Origin of the sequence: Flavobacterium rhizosphaerae, assembly GCF_046000445.1 — a bacterium.
Taxonomy (GTDB): domain Bacteria; phylum Bacteroidota; class Bacteroidia; order Flavobacteriales; family Flavobacteriaceae; genus Flavobacterium; species Flavobacterium rhizosphaerae.
This window is the reverse complement of the sequence record NZ_JBELPZ010000003.1, coordinates 45,214-62,166: the sequence shown is the minus strand read 5'-3', so window position 1 is coordinate 62,166 and position 16,953 is coordinate 45,214. Positions and strand designations below refer to the sequence as shown.

Annotated in this window: 16 protein-coding genes and 1 riboswitch; of the genes, 3 read left to right on the top strand and 13 right to left on the bottom strand. The window is 39.7% G+C overall.

All coding sequences use genetic code 11. The features are described 5' to 3' along the window. Positions 1-11: 11 nt before the first annotated feature. Positions 12-419 carry an Rrf2 family transcriptional regulator gene (locus ABS766_RS04610; RefSeq protein WP_408083949.1) on the bottom strand — a complete coding sequence of 136 codons (408 nt, stop codon included), beginning with the start codon at positions 417-419 and terminating at the stop codon, positions 12-14. 121 nt (positions 420-540) lie between these two features. Between ABS766_RS04610 and ABS766_RS04605 the strand changes: the two genes are divergently transcribed. The 3 genes from ABS766_RS04605 (at position 541) to ABS766_RS04595 (ending at position 3,511) form a co-directional block, all read left to right on the top strand. Then, positions 541-1,449: an AEC family transporter gene (locus tag ABS766_RS04605; RefSeq protein WP_408083948.1), complete on the top strand. Its 909-nt coding sequence runs from the start codon at positions 541-543 to the stop codon at positions 1,447-1,449. 159 nt (positions 1,450-1,608) lie between these two features. Continuing rightward, positions 1,609-2,040, top strand: a complete 432-nt coding sequence (locus tag ABS766_RS04600) for a DoxX family protein (RefSeq protein ID WP_408083947.1) — start codon at positions 1,609-1,611, stop codon at positions 2,038-2,040. A gap of 70 nt (positions 2,041-2,110) precedes the next feature. Next, a complete protein-coding gene (locus tag ABS766_RS04595) occupies positions 2,111-3,511 on the top strand; it encodes an FAD-binding oxidoreductase (protein WP_408083946.1) in 1,401 nt (466 codons plus the stop codon). Between the two features lie 36 nt (positions 3,512-3,547). On the opposite strand, the gene ABS766_RS04590 is transcribed toward ABS766_RS04595, so the two are convergent. From ABS766_RS04590 to ABS766_RS04535, 12 genes are all read right to left on the bottom strand, one after another. After that, on the bottom strand, positions 3,548-4,825 hold the full coding sequence (locus tag ABS766_RS04590; RefSeq protein WP_408084124.1) for a cation:proton antiporter: 1,278 nt from the start codon (positions 4,823-4,825) through the stop codon (positions 3,548-3,550). Positions 4,826-4,872: 47 nt separating this feature from the next. Next, entirely contained in the window at positions 4,873-6,966 is a 2,094-nt protein-coding gene (locus ABS766_RS04585; RefSeq protein WP_408083945.1) for a DUF349 domain-containing protein, read from the bottom strand. A gap of 124 nt (positions 6,967-7,090) precedes the next feature. Next, the gene (locus ABS766_RS04580) at positions 7,091-7,843 is read right to left on the bottom strand and encodes a shikimate dehydrogenase family protein (protein WP_408083944.1); all 753 of its coding nucleotides are present in this window, start codon (positions 7,841-7,843) and stop codon (positions 7,091-7,093) included. Between the two features lie 138 nt (positions 7,844-7,981). Next, the gene (locus tag ABS766_RS04575) at positions 7,982-9,379 is read right to left on the bottom strand and encodes a tetratricopeptide repeat protein (protein WP_408083943.1); all 1,398 of its coding nucleotides are present in this window, start codon (positions 9,377-9,379) and stop codon (positions 7,982-7,984) included. 96 nt (positions 9,380-9,475) lie between these two features. Continuing rightward, on the bottom strand, positions 9,476-10,675 hold the full coding sequence (locus ABS766_RS04570) for an aspartate aminotransferase family protein (protein ID WP_408083942.1): 1,200 nt from the start codon (positions 10,673-10,675) through the stop codon (positions 9,476-9,478). A gap of 37 nt (positions 10,676-10,712) precedes the next feature. Then, positions 10,713-12,392 carry an OstA-like protein gene (locus tag ABS766_RS04565; RefSeq protein WP_408083941.1) on the bottom strand — a complete coding sequence of 560 codons (1,680 nt, stop codon included), beginning with the start codon at positions 12,390-12,392 and terminating at the stop codon, positions 10,713-10,715. 89 nt (positions 12,393-12,481) lie between these two features. Further along, positions 12,482-12,829: a hypothetical protein gene (locus ABS766_RS04560; RefSeq protein WP_408083940.1), complete on the bottom strand. Its 348-nt coding sequence runs from the start codon at positions 12,827-12,829 to the stop codon at positions 12,482-12,484. A 20-nt stretch (positions 12,830-12,849) separates the two neighbouring features. Then, positions 12,850-13,362 carry a hypothetical protein gene (locus tag ABS766_RS04555; protein ID WP_408083939.1) on the bottom strand — a complete coding sequence of 171 codons (513 nt, stop codon included), beginning with the start codon at positions 13,360-13,362 and terminating at the stop codon, positions 12,850-12,852. A gap of 1 nt (position 13,363) precedes the next feature. Further along, entirely contained in the window at positions 13,364-13,624 is a 261-nt protein-coding gene (locus ABS766_RS04550) for a hypothetical protein (RefSeq protein ID WP_408083938.1), read from the bottom strand. A 73-nt stretch (positions 13,625-13,697) separates the two neighbouring features. Further along, entirely contained in the window at positions 13,698-14,489 is a 792-nt protein-coding gene (locus tag ABS766_RS04545) for an ABC transporter ATP-binding protein (protein ID WP_408083937.1), read from the bottom strand. 5 nt (positions 14,490-14,494) lie between these two features. Continuing rightward, entirely contained in the window at positions 14,495-15,526 is a 1,032-nt protein-coding gene (locus ABS766_RS04540; protein ID WP_408083936.1) for an iron chelate uptake ABC transporter family permease subunit, read from the bottom strand. Further along, positions 15,526-16,662: an ABC transporter substrate-binding protein gene (locus ABS766_RS04535; RefSeq protein ID WP_408083935.1), complete on the bottom strand. Its 1,137-nt coding sequence runs from the start codon at positions 16,660-16,662 to the stop codon at positions 15,526-15,528. Before ABS766_RS04535 ends, ABS766_RS04540 begins: the two co-directional genes overlap by 1 nt. 54 nt (positions 16,663-16,716) lie before the next feature. Then, positions 16,717-16,923, top strand: a riboswitch (cobalamin riboswitch). Positions 16,924-16,953: the final 30 nt, after the last annotated feature.

The window sequence follows — 16,953 nt, the reverse complement described above, 5'->3', positions numbered from 1 at the left end:
ATGTTACACTATTAGAACCCCGACGTAAAATCGCTTAATGTAATTGCATTGAGCTTTTTATTAATTTCGCAATTAATTTCGTTGTATAAAAGGTCAAGGTTATCATTTATTTTATTACCGATTGGGCATTGGGGGTTAGGCTCATTTTTACAGTAACCAAAAGACAGGCTTTCAAAAGTAATATTGAATATATCCTGAAGTGTTATGGCGGATGCGTTTATAGCAAGGCGCGAACCTCCAAATTTACCTTCTCGGCACTCAACAATATTATTTCTTTTCAGATTGCCTATCTCTTTTCTCACCAGCACCGGATTGATATTCATACTTCCGGCCAAAAATTCTGATGAAAGGTATTCATCAGGATGCCTGGTCATAAGGCTTAATATATGTAGGTTAATGGCAAACTTACCCGAAATCATTCTGTAATAAAATATACTACGAAAATAACAAGAATTTATTTTACTTAGCTTTATTTTGCCAATAATTTAGCGGCTTTGTGCTTTATAGGCTTTATACTGTGTTTTTAATTTTTATAACCTTATGGGTAGTATTATCCTCATTTTTATCTGTTTATTTGCCGGTGTTGCCCTGCGCCGCATAAAAAAAGTACCTGCAAATGCACATGTTGCCCTAAACCAGTTTGCAATCTATATCTCGCTCCCGGCACTTTCATTATATTATATACCAAAAATAAAAATAGATACATCATTGTTATACCCGGCAGGTGTGGCGTGGATAGGCTTTTTATTGTCGTGGCTGTTTTTTACCAGCCTTTCAAAAATATTTTTGTGGCCCCGTAAATTAACAGGATGCCTTATTTTACTGGGAGGACTAGGTAATACCTCTTTTATTGGATACCCTGTAATACAGGCGCTCTATGGGCAGGATGGTTTAAAGGTAGCCATAATAACAGACCAGCCTGGTAGTTTTGTGGTGCTTTCTACATTGGGCATTTTTACGGCACTTAAATTTTCAGGTAAAAGGGTAGCGGGGATAGATTTACTTAAAAACATATTGTTTTTCCCTCCTTTTGTAGGGTTTTTTATTGGCCTGTGTCTTAACATCTCCGGTTTTGATTTTATACCTCTTTTTCAGGATATTTTTTTACGGCTTGGCAATACGGTAACCGCTATTGCACTGGTAGCTGTTGGATTGCAGCTTAAGATAGATATAAAGAGCCGGCACTGGAAGTTTTTATGGCTGGGACTGCTTTTTAAACTCATTATTACACCGCTGGTTATTTTTATACTATACTATTGGGTATTTGGGCATAGTGGCCAGGCGATGCACGTTAGTGTGCTTGAGGCGGCTATGCCGCCAATGATAACTGCAGCAATTCTTGCATCAGCTAACGGATTGAAGCCCAAGTTGGCGGGAATGATGATAGGTATTGGTATTCCGCTATCTTTTTTAACCTTAGCACTTTGGTATATATTCCTTAAAAGTTAACATAATGTTAAAATAAGTTATTTCTTACATGTTAAAATGTAATTAATTCAAAAATATGTAGTTATAAAATAAATAATAGATAATTAACAGGTTGTAATTTTTATTTGCCCTCCAATATTTTTAAATTAGTGGCACTCAAAAAATTTTAATTCTGTAATTATGGGCACATTTACGGCTACAATTAATAAAAAATTAACTAATATAGGTCTTTTACTATTGCGGCTCATGGCCGGTGGATTGATGCTTACACATGGCTGGCAAAAGTACCAGATGCTTGTAGCTGAAGATCCTATACAGTTTGCCAATCCAATAGGGGTGGGAGAGGTTACTACACTGGTATTGGCCGTGTTTGCAGAATTAATTTGTGCTTCGCTTTTAATCATAGGTTTTGTAACACGCTTAGCTACCATACCCCTTATTATTACAATGTTTGTGGTAGTATTTATTGTACATGCTAATGACGGGCTTATGAAACAGGAACTTGGGATTATATACCTTACCGTTTTTATAGTATTGCTTTTAACTGGTCCCGGTAAGTTTTCGGTTGATGGCCTTATACCGCGCAGGAAAAGATATATTTTCAGTAAATAATTTCATCTGTAACTTTATTATTGTGTAATTATTTTAAGATGTATTTTTGAAGCCAATACATTACAGTACTATGTTTACAGATTCTCTTTTAAAACAGCTACACTTAATAGCCGGTTCCCGGTATGTTTTTACTGACGAGCCAACCCGAATGGCATACGGGCATGATGAAACCGAAGATTTTAGTTTTCCGCCTACGGTGGTGGTAAAACCAGGTACTGCTGATGAGGTTTCACAAATCATGAAGCTGGCAAATGAGCATGTTATACCTGTTGTGCCCATTGGCGCACGTACAGGGCTTAGCGGCGGGGCATTAAGCATACACGGCGGCATTGGCCTGAGCATGGAGCGTTTTACCTCTCTTGAAATTGATGAAAAAAATTTGCAGGCTATAACCGGGCCTGCTGTAATAACGCAGGTTTTGCGGGAAGCCGCTTTAGAAAAAGGGCTATTTTACCCACCAGATCCCAGCAGCCAGGGTAGTTGCAGCATTGGTGGCAATGTTGCTGAAAATAGTGGGGGTGCACGTGCTGTAAAATATGGTGTAACTAAAGATTATATTTTAAATCTTGAAGTGGTATTGCCCAGCGGCGAAATTATATGGACAGGCGCCAACACGCTTAAAAATTCAACAGGATATAACCTTACACAGTTAATGGTGGGCAGCGAAGGCACTTTAGGCATTATTACCAAAATAGTGGTAAAGCTTATACCTAAACCTACGCATAATGTACTCATGCTTATCCCGTTTTTTAAGGCAGCGCAGGCATGTGAGGCGGTAGCTGCCATTTTTAGGGCCGGGGTGGTACCCAGTGCACTTGAATTTATGGAGCGCGATGCTATAGACTGGGGGTTGAAATATCTGGACCATGTAAACCTTGATATTAAACCTGAAGTTGAGGCACATTTACTTGTTGAAGTTGATGGTAATTATCCTGACGTGCTTTTTAGCGAAGCAGAAAAAATAATGGGGGTGGCAGAGCAGTTTGCTATTGACGAACCTCTTTTTGCTGATACCGAAGAACAGAAAAATGCTTTATGGAAACTGCGCCGTACCGTAGCCGAGGCAGTAAAATCAAATTCGGTATACAAAGAGGAAGATACTGTGGTACCACGCTATGAGTTACCTGTTTTGCTGAAAGGTATTAAACAGATAGGCAAAAAATACGGTTTTCATTCGGTTTGTTATGGTCATGCCGGAGATGGTAACCTGCATGTAAATATTATTAAGGGCGATATGACCGATGAAAACTGGAAAGTAGAAGTACCGAAAGGAATACGTGAAATTTTTGAGTTAACAGTATCTTTAAAAGGCACCCTTAGTGGGGAACATGGTATTGGCTATGTGCAGAAAAACTATATGGATATTGCCTTTTCACCAGTACAGCTGCAACTGATGAAAGGTATAAAGCAGCTTTTTGACCCTAAAAATATACTTAATCCCGGTAAGATACTGCCTGATGCTATTGCGTAAATAAAACTATTTATGAGAAAGGCAGTAATTCAAAACTCAATTTTCGGTTTTAGGAGTAAAGGCTTTATGATTTTGCTCTTCCCTGTCTAATATTTTGACAGCAAATTTACCTATCGTTAATCCCTGTACAATAATACTGAATACTACTACAAAATAAGTAATGGCTATTATAACGCGTTTATAAGGATTTTCGTTTATTGAAAGTGCTAATGCTATGGATACGCCACCGCGCAAGCCTCCCCAAACGAGTATTTTAATGGTGCCGGAAGAAAATTTTTCCCTGAAACGTATAAATTTGGTAGGCAGCCAAATAGAAATAAACCGTGCAGCAAGAACAAGTACCACACAAGCTAAACCGGGTATCCAATAATCATCAAGGTTTTTTATCATAAGTATTTCAAGCCCGATAAAAAGAAACAGTATGGCGTTGAGTATTTCATCATTAAGCTCCCAAAACTTATCAAGGTAGTCTTTTGTGGTGGCCGACATGGCATAGCGTTTTCTTAAATTGCCAATCATTATGCCGGCAATAACCATGGTAAGCGGCCCTGATATGTGCAAATATCGCGCAATAAGATAGCCACCCATTACCACAGAAAGTGTTATCAGCACCGAAACTTTATAATCATCAATTTTACGCATAGAACGTGCTGCGGTAATACCCAGTATTAACCCAAGTAAAAAACCGCCACCGGCTTCTTTTATAAGCAGCCATAATATATTTAGCGGCGTTAGGTCTTCGGCATTGCCCTGTGCCAATTCTAATATCACCGCAAAAACCACTACGGCAACGCCGTCATTAAATAGCGATTCTCCTGCAATTTTTGTTTCCAGTGACTTTCGCACTTTTGCCTGTTTCAGGATGCTCAAAACCGCCACAGGATCGGTAGGGGAGATAAGTGCCCCAAACAGCAGGCAGTATATATAAGGAATTTCTAAATCTTTAATTGGTATGTAATATACCAGCGTGCCTACAACAAAAGTGGAGATAATAACGCTTACGGTTGAAAATGTTATAATAGGGGTACGCTGTTCCTTAAGGTCTTTAATATTGATATGTATGGCACCTGCAAACAGCAGAAAATTCAACATGGCGCCCATAAGCAGTTCGGTAAAATCAAACTGGGTAATTAATGCAGAAAGCCTTTTAAGTGTGTGTGGAAATATATTGCCAAATGCCACCAGGAATATAGATACCCCCATAGCAATTATCATAACCCCAATAGTTGAGGGCAGCTTTAAAAAGCGTACATTAAAATAGGCAAAAATGCTTGCCAGTACTATAAGTATTGAAAGTGAATAGTATAGCTCCATATACAATAGAAAGGATAAAAAAACCAGCATTGCGCTGGTTTTTTAAGTTATTCCTGTTTAAGGTTTTTTATCTTACTGAGTTTTTCCTTCCAGGTTTTAAGCTCTTCTTTGTGGCGCTCAATGTTTTTGTTTACCTCTTTTACAAACGGGTTATCGGCCTTAGCATTAGAAATAAACTGGATGTTATTTTCAAGCTGTAGTATTTCTGACTGTACCTCATCAATTTTCCGCATTATAAATATCTGTTCATTATCAATCCTGCGGGTATCATCATCATCGGCAAGTTGCTCAAGCCTGTTGCTGAATTTAACCATCTCGGCCTCTTTCTTGCTCATGCTAAGCTTATCAAACAAGCTATCAAGCACTTTGTTAAACTTGCCTTCTATATGCTTTCGTGATTGTGGTACACGCCCAAGCGCTTTCCAGTTTTCAATATGTTTTTTAATAACATCAAGGTCTGTTTTATGGTCGCCACTAAGTTCAATATCCTTCATATTATCCAGATATTCCTTTTTCCTGTCAAAGGCTTCCATTTCATCTTTTTTATATGCATCCCTCTGCGCATGAAGCCTGTCAAAATAATGATTACATGCCGCTTTAAAGTCATTCCACACTTTATCAGAATACTTTCTTGGCACATGCCCTATTTTTTTCCAGTCTTCCTGTATTTGCTTCATCACCTCGGTCGTAGCCTGAAAATCTTCACTGTCTTTTAAGGCATTAGCCTTTTCTACCAATTCTAATTTTTTATTCAGGTTTTCCTGCTGGTCTTTTTTAATATTCTTATAAAAAGCATTTTTAACACTATTAAAATGTCTTACTGCGTTTTTAAATGCCGCCCAGGTTTCTTCATTTACCTCTTTAGGTACACGGCCAGCTTTAAAAAACAGTTCCCTAAGCGCTTCTACTTTACCAATCTGGCCTTTCCATTCGCCATGGTTTGCTACCTCCTGGTTGGCAATATTTTCTATTTGAGCAATTATCGTTTTTTTGCGGCTAAGGTTTTCATTTTCCTGTTCGCGCCTTTCTGCAAAAAAACCTTCGCGTTTATCATGTAACTGGCGGGTAAGGTCACTAAACTGGTTCCATATTTCCTCGCGGTTTTCCCGCGATACAGGGCCAATGTCTTCTTTCCATATTTTATGCAGTCCCTGCAATTCTTTAAAGGCCTTGTTTACATCCTCTTCCTGCAAAAGCTCTTCTGTACGACTAATTATCTTTTGTTTTTGCTCAAGGTTATGCTTAAAGTCAAGGTCACGCGCTTCTCTGTCAAGATGCAGGTGATCATAAAAACGCTCTAAATGAAAATGGAAATTATTCCATACATGGTTATATTTATCGCGTGGTATAGGGCCTGCGTGTTTCCACTTTTCGCGTAGTTCATTAACCTGTTTTAGTGCATCGCCCATAGATTCGGCACCACCGTCAGCCAGGTTTTTAAGGTCTTCAATTATAGCAAGCCTGTTTTCAAGGTTGCTTTTCCTTTCGGTTTGTGTCTTTTTAAAATGGTTGCTTTTTTTTGTGCGATAGGTATTATATAAGTCGTCAAATTTATTTTTGAGTGGAAAATTATATTCAAAATCAAGCCCTTCATTGTCGCTGTCATGGCTAAATTCTTCTTTTTTCTCTTCAATAAATTCGTTGTATTTGCTATAAAATTCTTTGCGTATTTCTTCAATGTGGTTGCGAACAGACATAACATTTTCTGTAGCAGCCAGTTTTTCAAGTTCAGTTGTAAGATCCTGCATGCTCAGGGCACCATATTCAGGAATTTCATCATGATGGTCATGGTCATCATCATCCCCTTCAGCTTCTTCGTCGTCATTGTCATTGTCAGAATCCTCTTCATCTTTGGCGGGCTCAACTGTTTCAGCCGCTTCGTGCTGAGGTAGTTTTTCAGCCAGAGCCTCTTCCGTTTCACCGGCTACCTTTTCCTTTTCAGGATTTAAAATTTCTTCCGGTGCAAAAGGCATCTGTCCTTCCGTTTCGGTAAGTGGCGTTATATCATTAGTATCCTCCGGCAGTTCATTGTTATCTGCGGGTTTACTATCTGAGGTATAGCCATGCTCAAAGCTTTCGGTGGCCTCTTTAATATTCTCTCCTTCTGCGTTTTGCAGGTTATCATTCTTGTGATCTGACATTCTATAAATGCTTATATAGGTTATGTTGCTTTATTGCCGAAAGATAAGAAAGCAAGCTTAAAATTCAAAGGGAAACATAAAAATCTGCATTATTTCGTAAAAACTTTGTAAATCAACACAAATATTATTTAGAATTCCATATCCTCCAGGCTTTCTCTGCCTGTAATACCAGCATATCATAACCGTTTTTTACTGTAGCACCCTGTTGCGCTGCCTTTTGCATAAAAGTGGTATTTTGGGGGTTATATACTAAATCATACGCAATATGTTGTGGTGTAAAAAGGCTGTAATCCAGCGGTGGGCAGTTTTCTGTATCTGGATTTGTGCCTAATGGTGTGGTATTAATAATAATAGTATATTCTTCAAAAATATCGCTTTTAAGCTGGCTATAGCTAAATATACTCTCAGTTGCTGTACGCGATACAAAATCATATTCTATTTTAAGTCTTCTCAATGCGTAGGCTACTGCCTTTGAGGCGCCACCCGTACCCAGTATGAGTGCTTTTTTATGATGTGGTTTTAAAAGCGGTTTTAATGATTTTCTAAAGCCATAATGATCTGTATTGTAGCCTTTTAAAATACCTTTTTTGCTTATGGCAATAGTGTTTACTGCTCCTATGGTTTTTGCGGTTTTAGAAAGTTTGTTTAGAAGTGGTATCACATCTTCTTTATAAGGTATGGTTACATTAAGCCCCTTTATCTTTTTATTCCCCGAAAGAACTTGTTTTAACTGTTCTATGTTTTGGATGTCAAAGTTTTGGTAGGTGCAATGGATTAAACCAAGCTTTTCGAATTTATTTTTAAAATATGAGGCAGAGAAAGAGTAGTGTATATTGCGGCCTATTAACCCGTAAAGTTTTGGTTTTTTTGGTTTCATTTCAAAAGTCTAAAATTAAAATATACCCTATAAGTACAACGGTTGGTTTATGGATAATAAAGATAGCGGTTTGCTTTCTATAAATAAAAAACCCGGTACAAAAATGTACCGGGGTAAATATAAGAGTTGTATATTATTTTAATGTTTCCTGTATTTTTTCATTTCATCCTGAACAAGATCTGAGGCAAAAATACCGGGGAAAAATTCTTCTAACAGGGTGTGGTGCCTGTAATTTAGCCTTAGTGCATTATTAAGGTGAAAAACACCTTTATCATTTTGAGATTCCATGAGATACAATCCCGAAAGGCGGTATTCTATTTCATATTCTTCAGGGAAATACTCCGTAGCATCAATAAGTGCTTTTATGGCAGAATCATACTCTCCAAGTGTAATTAAAGAGTCTGTCCAGAAAAGCCAGGTATCTAAATTGCTGTCGCCAAATTCTACAGCCTTCCGGTAGCCTTCTTCTGCCTCTTCATGAAAGCCCAATGCCCGGTTTATTACAGCATACCTTTTCCAGTACAGTTTGTTCTCGTTATCAATACCTATAGCTTTGTTTACATAGTACAATGCTTTTTGGTAGTTTTTACGACGAATATAAAAATCGGTAATGGCTATCCAGGCTTTATCAAGCAATGGATCTTCATGTACCGTTCTCAGATAAAATTTAAGTGCCTTTTGTGTGTTTCCCAGCTTTTCATAACATTTACCTACGCGCAGCAATGCAAAAGAGGTAGGGTCATCCAGCTCCATTGTAATGGTATAGCAGTCTATAGCTTCCTGATATTTTTTAAGCCGTTCCAGCGTTTTGGCCTTTTCAAGAAAAGCGCCTAAAAAGCTTTCATCTATCAGGGTGGCATAATCAAAAGCACGTAATGCAAGGTCAAACTCTTTTAAGGTATAATGCTGCCTGCCCAATTGGTGCCATGCTACCTCACTGTATGGGTTTTTATCTATAAAACTGTTTAAAAAGGTTATAGCTTCACGGTTTTGATCCAGAAAATCAAAACAGTACACTACATTATATAATGCAGAGTGGTCTTCGGTATCCTCGTCAAGGCATTTTATAAAGCTTTCTTTAGCCTCCTCAAGGTTATCCATAAATAAATACTCCATACCTATAAGTGAGTATACATCGGCGTAATCATCGGTATAGGTAAGGGCGGTTTTCAGCAGGTCAACCGCTTTATCATGCTGGTCGCGTTTAGAATATATATTGGCTTTCTGAATGTATATTTCTTCGTTAGTAGGCTCTATAGCATACAGTTCATTCAATAAACGTTCTGCCAGATCCAGCTTATCATCAAACACCAGTATTTCTACCTGTACTAATTTTAACCCGGTTGATTTTGGGTGCTGGTCCAGCCCTAGTTTAAGGGCTTTTCTTGCCAGGTTTATTTTCCCGCTGTCCAGGTAGTGAAGGATAATATCTTCAAACTCTTCCGAATCAAAGAAAAATACTTTGTTGGTTTTCAACATCGATTCAAACTTTGATAAGGATAAACTGCGATCTTCTTCTTCGTGGCTCAAATTCATACTCTTTTGTTTAAATTATCCTTTTTAAAGTTACGAAATGTTTCTCCAAAAAGTAATAATGCGGTAATTGTTTTGAACAATTTAATTAACAATTATTTATGCTAAACGTGTTTGTTCATTTAATATTTCATTCATAACTTCAATAATAATGCCACATCCCTCGCGTATTTCATCTTCCGAAATTGTGAGTGGCGGGGTAATGCGTATAGCACGCCCTTCAAACAAAAGCCAGAATAAAATAACGCCACGCTCATGGCAACGCAGTATCACTTTGTTAGTGATATCAGCACTTTCGGTCATTGCGGCAAGCATAAGGCCTCTACCGCGCACCTCTGTTATAAGCGGATGCACCAGCAGGCTACGGAACAGTTTTTCTTTTTGCAGCGTTTGCGCCATTATGTCAGTCTCTGTAATTTCTTTTAAGGTTGCCAGGCTGGCTGCTGCAATTACCGGATGCCCTCCAAAGGTGGTTATGTGGCCCAGCTTAGGGTCATGGCTCAGCAGGTCCATCATTTCGGGTGAAGCTGTAAAGGCACCAACCGGCATGCCGCCGCCCATGCCTTTGCCCATTACAACCACATCGGGCACTACATCATAATTCTGGAAACCGAAAAGCGTACCGGTACGGCCAAAGCCGGGCTGTATTTCATCCAGTATCATCAGTGTACCGGTTTCATCGCAGCGTTGGCGTACCTTTTTTAAAAAATCATTTTGGGGTTGCACAAACCCGGCACCTCCCTGTATGGTTTCCAGTAGTATACCGGCGGTTTTAGTGGTTATTTTTTCAAGGTCGGCCTCATTGTTAAACGTTATAAATTCTACATCCGGAATTAAAGGGGAGAATGGTTGCTTGCGTTCTTCAAAGCCCATTACGCTCATGCTGCCCATAGTATTGCCGTGGTAGGCATTGTGGCAGGATATAAGCTGGCTACGGCCCGTTACCCTGCGTGCCAGCTTAAGGGCGCCTTCTATAGCTTCGGTACCACTGTTTACAAGGTAGGTTTTACTTAGCTTTTCCGGCATATTTGCAGCCAGTAACCTGCATAATTCTGTAGCGGGGTGCTGGGCATATTCGCCATATACCATTACATGCAAATATTTATCTAACTGGTTTTTTATGGCATCATTTACTTTTGGGTTGCAATGCCCAAGAGTAGCCGCTGAAACACCGGCTACAAAATCAAGATAGGCTTTGCCGGATGTATCATATATATAGCTGCCATTGGCGTGTGAAACTTCCATACCCAATGGGTAGGGAGATGTTTGTGCCTGGTATTTGTAAAAATTGTCAAGCATATAAATAGTGCTGTGTAAAAATTAATAAGCAGGCTGTTTATTCCCCTTCGTTCTGTTGGTTTTCCTGTTCGCCTTCCTGTAGTTTTACGGCAGGCCTGGGGTGCTCTTTATCATAATCCATGGTTTCCTGCATGGGCTCCATTGGGGTGTCTTCAAGGTTTTTATCAGCCCTTGTCCTTTTGAGGATGGCTTCATGAAGCTCTTTTTCTTCGGGAGGGAAAATATCTTCCATTTTGCGTATCATTTCATCGCCCCGCCAGTTAAACCCGCGGAACTTGCTGGCGTTTGCCGGAAATTCACTTTCGGGGTAGGTAGTGCTTTTGGGGTTTCCTATTGAGGTTACGCTGCTGATGGTATTGTCTTCCAGTTCCAGGTGAATTTTACTGCTTATGCCTTTGTCAATACCTGTGAGTTCAGCATCATCATACATATAATAAATTTTCTCGGTATTTTTAACTAGGTCAACCTCTACCAGCTTATTGTCCCTGAATTTACCGTAAAGGTTTTGCCCTTTAATCTGGTTATAGCCTGTACCTATAGTGTCTTTTTGTATGATAAAGGCATTATTAAGCACTTTAAGCGAGTCTATCTGTTCTGTTTTATTATTTGATATAAGATGTATCACATCGCCCGTAAGCTGGCTTTCGCCATTCCATACTACAGGCCTGCCAATAAGTTTAGTAAGGTTTTTAACTTCATCACTGTGTATTGAGTCACATTTGCCGCTCATATCCGTTTTATAAAAACGGGCATCATGGTAGCCCCTTATAACACGCTGGCCTTCGGGGCCCGTAACCACAAGCCGTTTGGCGTGCATATAAAGTGAATCATTTTCTACAAGGCTAACAGCAACAGCATGTTTTGTGATAAAGAGAGAATCCTGTAGTTTGTATACTTCACCATAATGCCCCCTTACCACAAATTTATTAATACTGTCAGTTATCTGCACATTATCGGTAGCCGAAGAAAACTCACGGTTACGGTCATAATAAATACTATCGCCCCTTATGTACTGGGTATCATATTTTATGTAAGAGTTGGTAAGCAGCCGTGCGAGGTCTTTTTTAGTGTCATACACCCCTTTTTCAGTGTAAATAAAGCTGTCTTCCCCGGTTATAGTAGAAGGGCCAAACACATAAGCGTGACCTGAATTGGTGTAATAATCAAGATGGTTGGATTTTAATACGTATTTTGGATTGGTAAGTGTTACTGCTGTGGTAAATATGTATTTTTTCTGGTTGATATAGTAACGCCCGGATTTGCTTTTGAGTACATTATCCTGATTAACTATGGTGCCGTATGAGTTATAAAATGCTTCCTGCGAATTACGGTCAAAATAAATGGTATCGGTAGTAAGGCGCATATCGGGCGAACGCATGGAAACGTCGCCACTGGCAAAGGCAAATTTTTTATTGCCATCATATTCGGCGTATTTACTGTCAAGAAATAAAGTATCGCCCTGGTTTATCTTAACATCGCCAAACGCTTTAATGTAGTTTTCCTTTTCAAACTGGTAAGCCCTGTTGCAACGCATTTTTATCCCGTCATGCAAAATATGTACATTGCCTGTAAATACCACAGCACCGGGAATTTCTGTCTGGTCCCTTATAGTATAGTCGGCATTTTCAATAATTATTTTTGAGGGTTTCTTTTGCTGTGCCATTATTGCAAAAGAGCAAAACAGCAGGCTTATAATTAATAGAAAGCGTATTTTCAAAGCTAACAGAGTTTATTGCAAATTTATGCAATTTACATTACAATAAGCGCACCAATTTAAACATCTGTAAAGCTGTTTTATTGCATGTTTTAATCTATATCCGAATTAAAATCACGGTTTTCGGCAGCTTCCATATCTTCTTCTTCGTTTTTAGTACCACGGCTTTTATCTACCACGGCTCCATCTCTACCCACAGCTTTATCGCTTCCGGTAACCGGAACGGCTTTTTTCTCATCAACATCACGGGCGCGCTTCTCCGTTACGGTTTCGCCGTCTTTTTTCTTTTCCAGTTCCGTATTGAGCTTATCCTGTGAAGGGTCATAATTTTTTGGAAGGTTTTCTCCGCTAAAGCCTTCGTTTTTATCACTTTCTTTTTCGCTATTGTTCATTTTTTTTGAACCTAAATCTTTTGGGTCATCTGTTCCGCCTGGTATCATAACTTATAATATTTATAGGGTTACCTGTAGTTTGTAATAAATTTGTAGTGCGATTGTATAATATCGTTCACCGTATCCTCAATAGAAGACTTTAAGCCTGTATAGCCTTCTTTCATTTTACCATCTGAAGTAAAATAATTGTGAAGGTTATAATCCAGCAATACATCATCATCGGCATAAATATCATTAACTGTGAATTGAAGGCCGTAGTGGTCGCTGTAAAAGTGCAGCTCTACAGTGTAGCGTATTTTATGGTAAAACGTTTCGCCGCGTTCGCGATAAAAAAAGCCATTGCTTTTATATGCACTTATTTTCATTGAATTTTCTGTCACATCGGTAACATCGGCGCCACGTACATTTTTGTTATAGGCTTTTGCCCACTCAGCAGAAAGATCAACAAGCTTTTTAGTATCAGTAGCCGGTATTGAAACCTTAATAGGTGCAAAGCCGGTAGGTGCCAGTTCCACCCGGGGTGGCTGTGCCAGTAAATTGCCACAAATCAATACGCTTATAAAACAGAATAAAAACTTCATATCAGGCTTTTTTTAGCGCTTTTTCAAATTCCTCCTGTATACGGCTGTTAGAAACCAGAAAAGGTTTTTTCGTAATGGTAATTGTTATATCATCACCTTCAATTAGGTAGGTGCCTTCAAAGCTTCCTACGGGGGTATCGCCTTCAAAACTTCCCTGCTGCTCATTGCCAGCAAGTTTGCCTTTATTGCCTATGGTGCTTTTTATTTTGTTTAAAAGCCCGGCTTTATCTCCCGGATACTTTACTGTAAATTGGTTAGCCATTATTAATAGTTTTTAGGTTACATGTAAAAATATTAATAATGCGGGTAGAACAGTGTTTACCTTTTGTTAAACCTTATGTGCTTTTAAAAATAAACCGGCGCGTTAGTGGGTCGAATTGTATGTTTTCGCCTTCAAAAAGGGCAGAAAAAGCATTTTTTTCAATAAGTTCATTGGGTGTACCCTGCTGTGCTATGCCTTGGGAAAGTATGATGAGGCTGTCGCAGATTTCCAGCGCAAGGTCCAGGTCGTGCGTAGAGTACAGTATGCATTTATCCTGTTCATGCGCCAGTTTTTTAAGTAGCTGTAATACATTTACTTTATGCAGAAGATCCAGGTGCGTGGTAGGCTCATCAAGAATAACAAGGGGGGTATCCTGTGCCAGTGCACGCGCGATAAGTACTTTTTGCAATTGGCCGTCGCTTATTTCATAATATTTCCGGTGCGTAAGGCGGGCTGTTTGCGTAAGACTTAGCGCTATTTCCACTTGGTCTTTATCTGCCTGGGTAAGCTTTCCTAACCAATTGGTATACGGTTGCCTGCCTAATGCCACAAGTTCATATACCGTAAGGTTACCCGGGGGGAGCTTTTCTGTTAAGACAACCGAGAGTTGTTGTGCCAGCTCCTGCGGACTGTAATTGTAAAGGGGCATTTCATCCAGCTTTATGTGGCCTTTTATTGCCGGTAATATACCCGTAAGCGTTTTTAAAAGGGTGCTTTTACCGGCGCCGTTGGCACCAATAAGCGCGGTTACCTTTCCTTTTTCAAGGGTGATATTAATATCAGAAGCCACTATTTTACCACCTCCTTTTTTAGGATAGCCAATACTCAGGTTTTCCGTTGCCATTATGTGGTGAGTGCCGTTCATGCTCATTAATTCATTATCCTGTTATTTCGCCATAAGAGCCATACCACAATAGGCGCCCCAATAAGCGATGTTACTGCATTTACAGGCAATACCATATTATTTCCGGGTAATTGGGTAAGCAGGTCGCACACCAGCATTAACACCATGCCGCACAGCAGGGTGCCGCAAAATAATATTTTATGGCTGCTGGTTTTTAAAATCAGCCGGGCTATGTGTGGTACTACCAAGCCCACAAAAGCTATGGGGCCGGCAAAAGCTGTAATGCAGCCTGTTAAAAGGCTTGTAGCTGCTATAATGGTAAAACGTGTGCGTTTAATGTTTATACCCATGCTGTTAGCATACCTTTCGCCTAACAAAAGGGCATCAAGGGGTTTTATACATATAATTGATAATATCAAGCCAAAAAGTGTAATAAAAAAGAGTATGGCAATATTTTGCCATGTTAAATTGCCCAGGCTGCCCAATGCCCAAAACGTATATTTTTGTAATTGCTGTGCCGTACTGAAATAACTCAGCATGCCTACTATGGCCCCGGTGAAACTGCTGAACATTATACCGGTAATTAATAATGCCATGGTATCACGCAGCTTTTGTGCTACGGCTAATACAGCCAATAACACTATAAAACTACCCAAAACTGAAGCCAGCACTAAGCCATAACCGGAAGTAAAATATCCGGCTAAGGTTACGGGTAACAGCCCTGACCCTAATAGTATAAGCGCCACGCCAAGGCTTGCACCACTGCTAAGCCCCAGCACATCGGGCCCGGCAAGCGGGTTGCGGAAAAGGGTTTGCATTAACAAACCACTTACTGATAGCGCCATGCCTGCGGCTAAAGCTGTTAAAGCCTTTGGCAGCCTGTAGTTAACAATAATATATTGCCAGGAGCTTTTAGAGGCTTCGCCGCCCGTAAGTGATTGAAAAACATCTTTAAAGGGAATACTTACCGACCCGAAAGAAATGTCTATAAAAAAAAAGGCAATGCAGGCTAAGCCTACTATAGATAACAGGGCGATATGTTTTTTTGTAGTATGCACTAATTCAGCTGATCAAAAAAACGATTTTTCCAGTTGGGTAATAACTCCGGATGCAAAATATGTATCAGGTCTTTTAATACCAAATCCGGGCGGTTTGGGGCGAGTTCGTAATACAATAATCCGCCTGTGGCACCCTTTTTTATACTATATGAATATACATTTCTGCTTTTAAAGGCTTTAAACTGGTTATAGTGCGGGTTGTTTTCTTCCATCTCGCTGAAGGATGTAAACTGCCCTGGGCCAATCCAAAAATCGGCATTTTGGGCTTTATCCAGAACTGTTTCAAAAGAAAGGTTAAGGCTGCCTGTGCCTTGTGTATCATCCCATAAATAATGCCCCCCGGCATCTTTTATAAACAATGCCCCCCAACTGTTGCCCTGCGGCAGGTACCACTGGTCCTGATATATAGCTCCCGCTAATACGGTGGGTTTTGTTGTAGTGTTTTCTGCAAGTTTTTTTGCAGTAAGGTATTCTGACTCAATACCCGAAAAAATGCTGTCGGCCTTGTCTTCCATGCCGTACAAAACCCCGAAAAACTTTATCCATTCGGCTTTTCCTAAAGGAGACTGCTCTGTCCAGTCACCATTATATAAAACTTTTAAGCCGCTGCGTTCCAGCGCTGCTAACGATTTGTTTGAGCCGTCTACGGCAAAAGCCACTATTACATCCGGGTCAAGGTCAATAATTACCTCAGTATTCAGGCTTTCATTTGCACCCACTTCGGTTATATGGCCTGTATCAATCAGTTTCCTCGTTTTTTCAGAAGAAACATAATCAGTACCCGGAAAACCTTTAAGTGTAGGTTCAACCCCAAGCATTTCTAAAGAGGGAATATGGGTTGTTGAGGTTACTATTATATTTTTAAGCGGTAATTGTATTGTAGTGTACTGCTTAAGGCTGTCAGGAATTTCAGCATCTTTTTTCTGTATTATATAAGTATACTTTTTATCAGCGCCGGGCCAGGGCTGTGTTACCTTTATGATGCTATAGCCTGTATATCTGTAAATTTGCAGCCCGCCGGCATATTTTACCGTATTGGTTACCGCTGTAGCAGGAGGGGTATTTAGTGATTGCCCTTTTTTACAGCTAACAGCCAGCAGCAGAGTAATAAATAGTACAGCAAGGTGTTTTTTCATAAAAATAGTAATACAGGGCAAAGGTATAAATTAAAAATATCAATATTAATTCTATCTTTGCTGCCAACTTAAGGTTGTGTTGCAGTAACCCTGCAATACATTAAAAGGGAACCAGGTATAAGCCTGGGCTGTTCCCGCAACTGTAAGCTTACCCGCCATGGCGGGGGCTGTTGTTAATCTGCAAAACCACTGTGGTATATGCCATGGGAAGGTAAACAATAGTACGCAAGCCAGGAGACCTGCCTTGAGGGATAACAAAATATTGAGCCTTCGGGAAAAAGGTTCCGCATT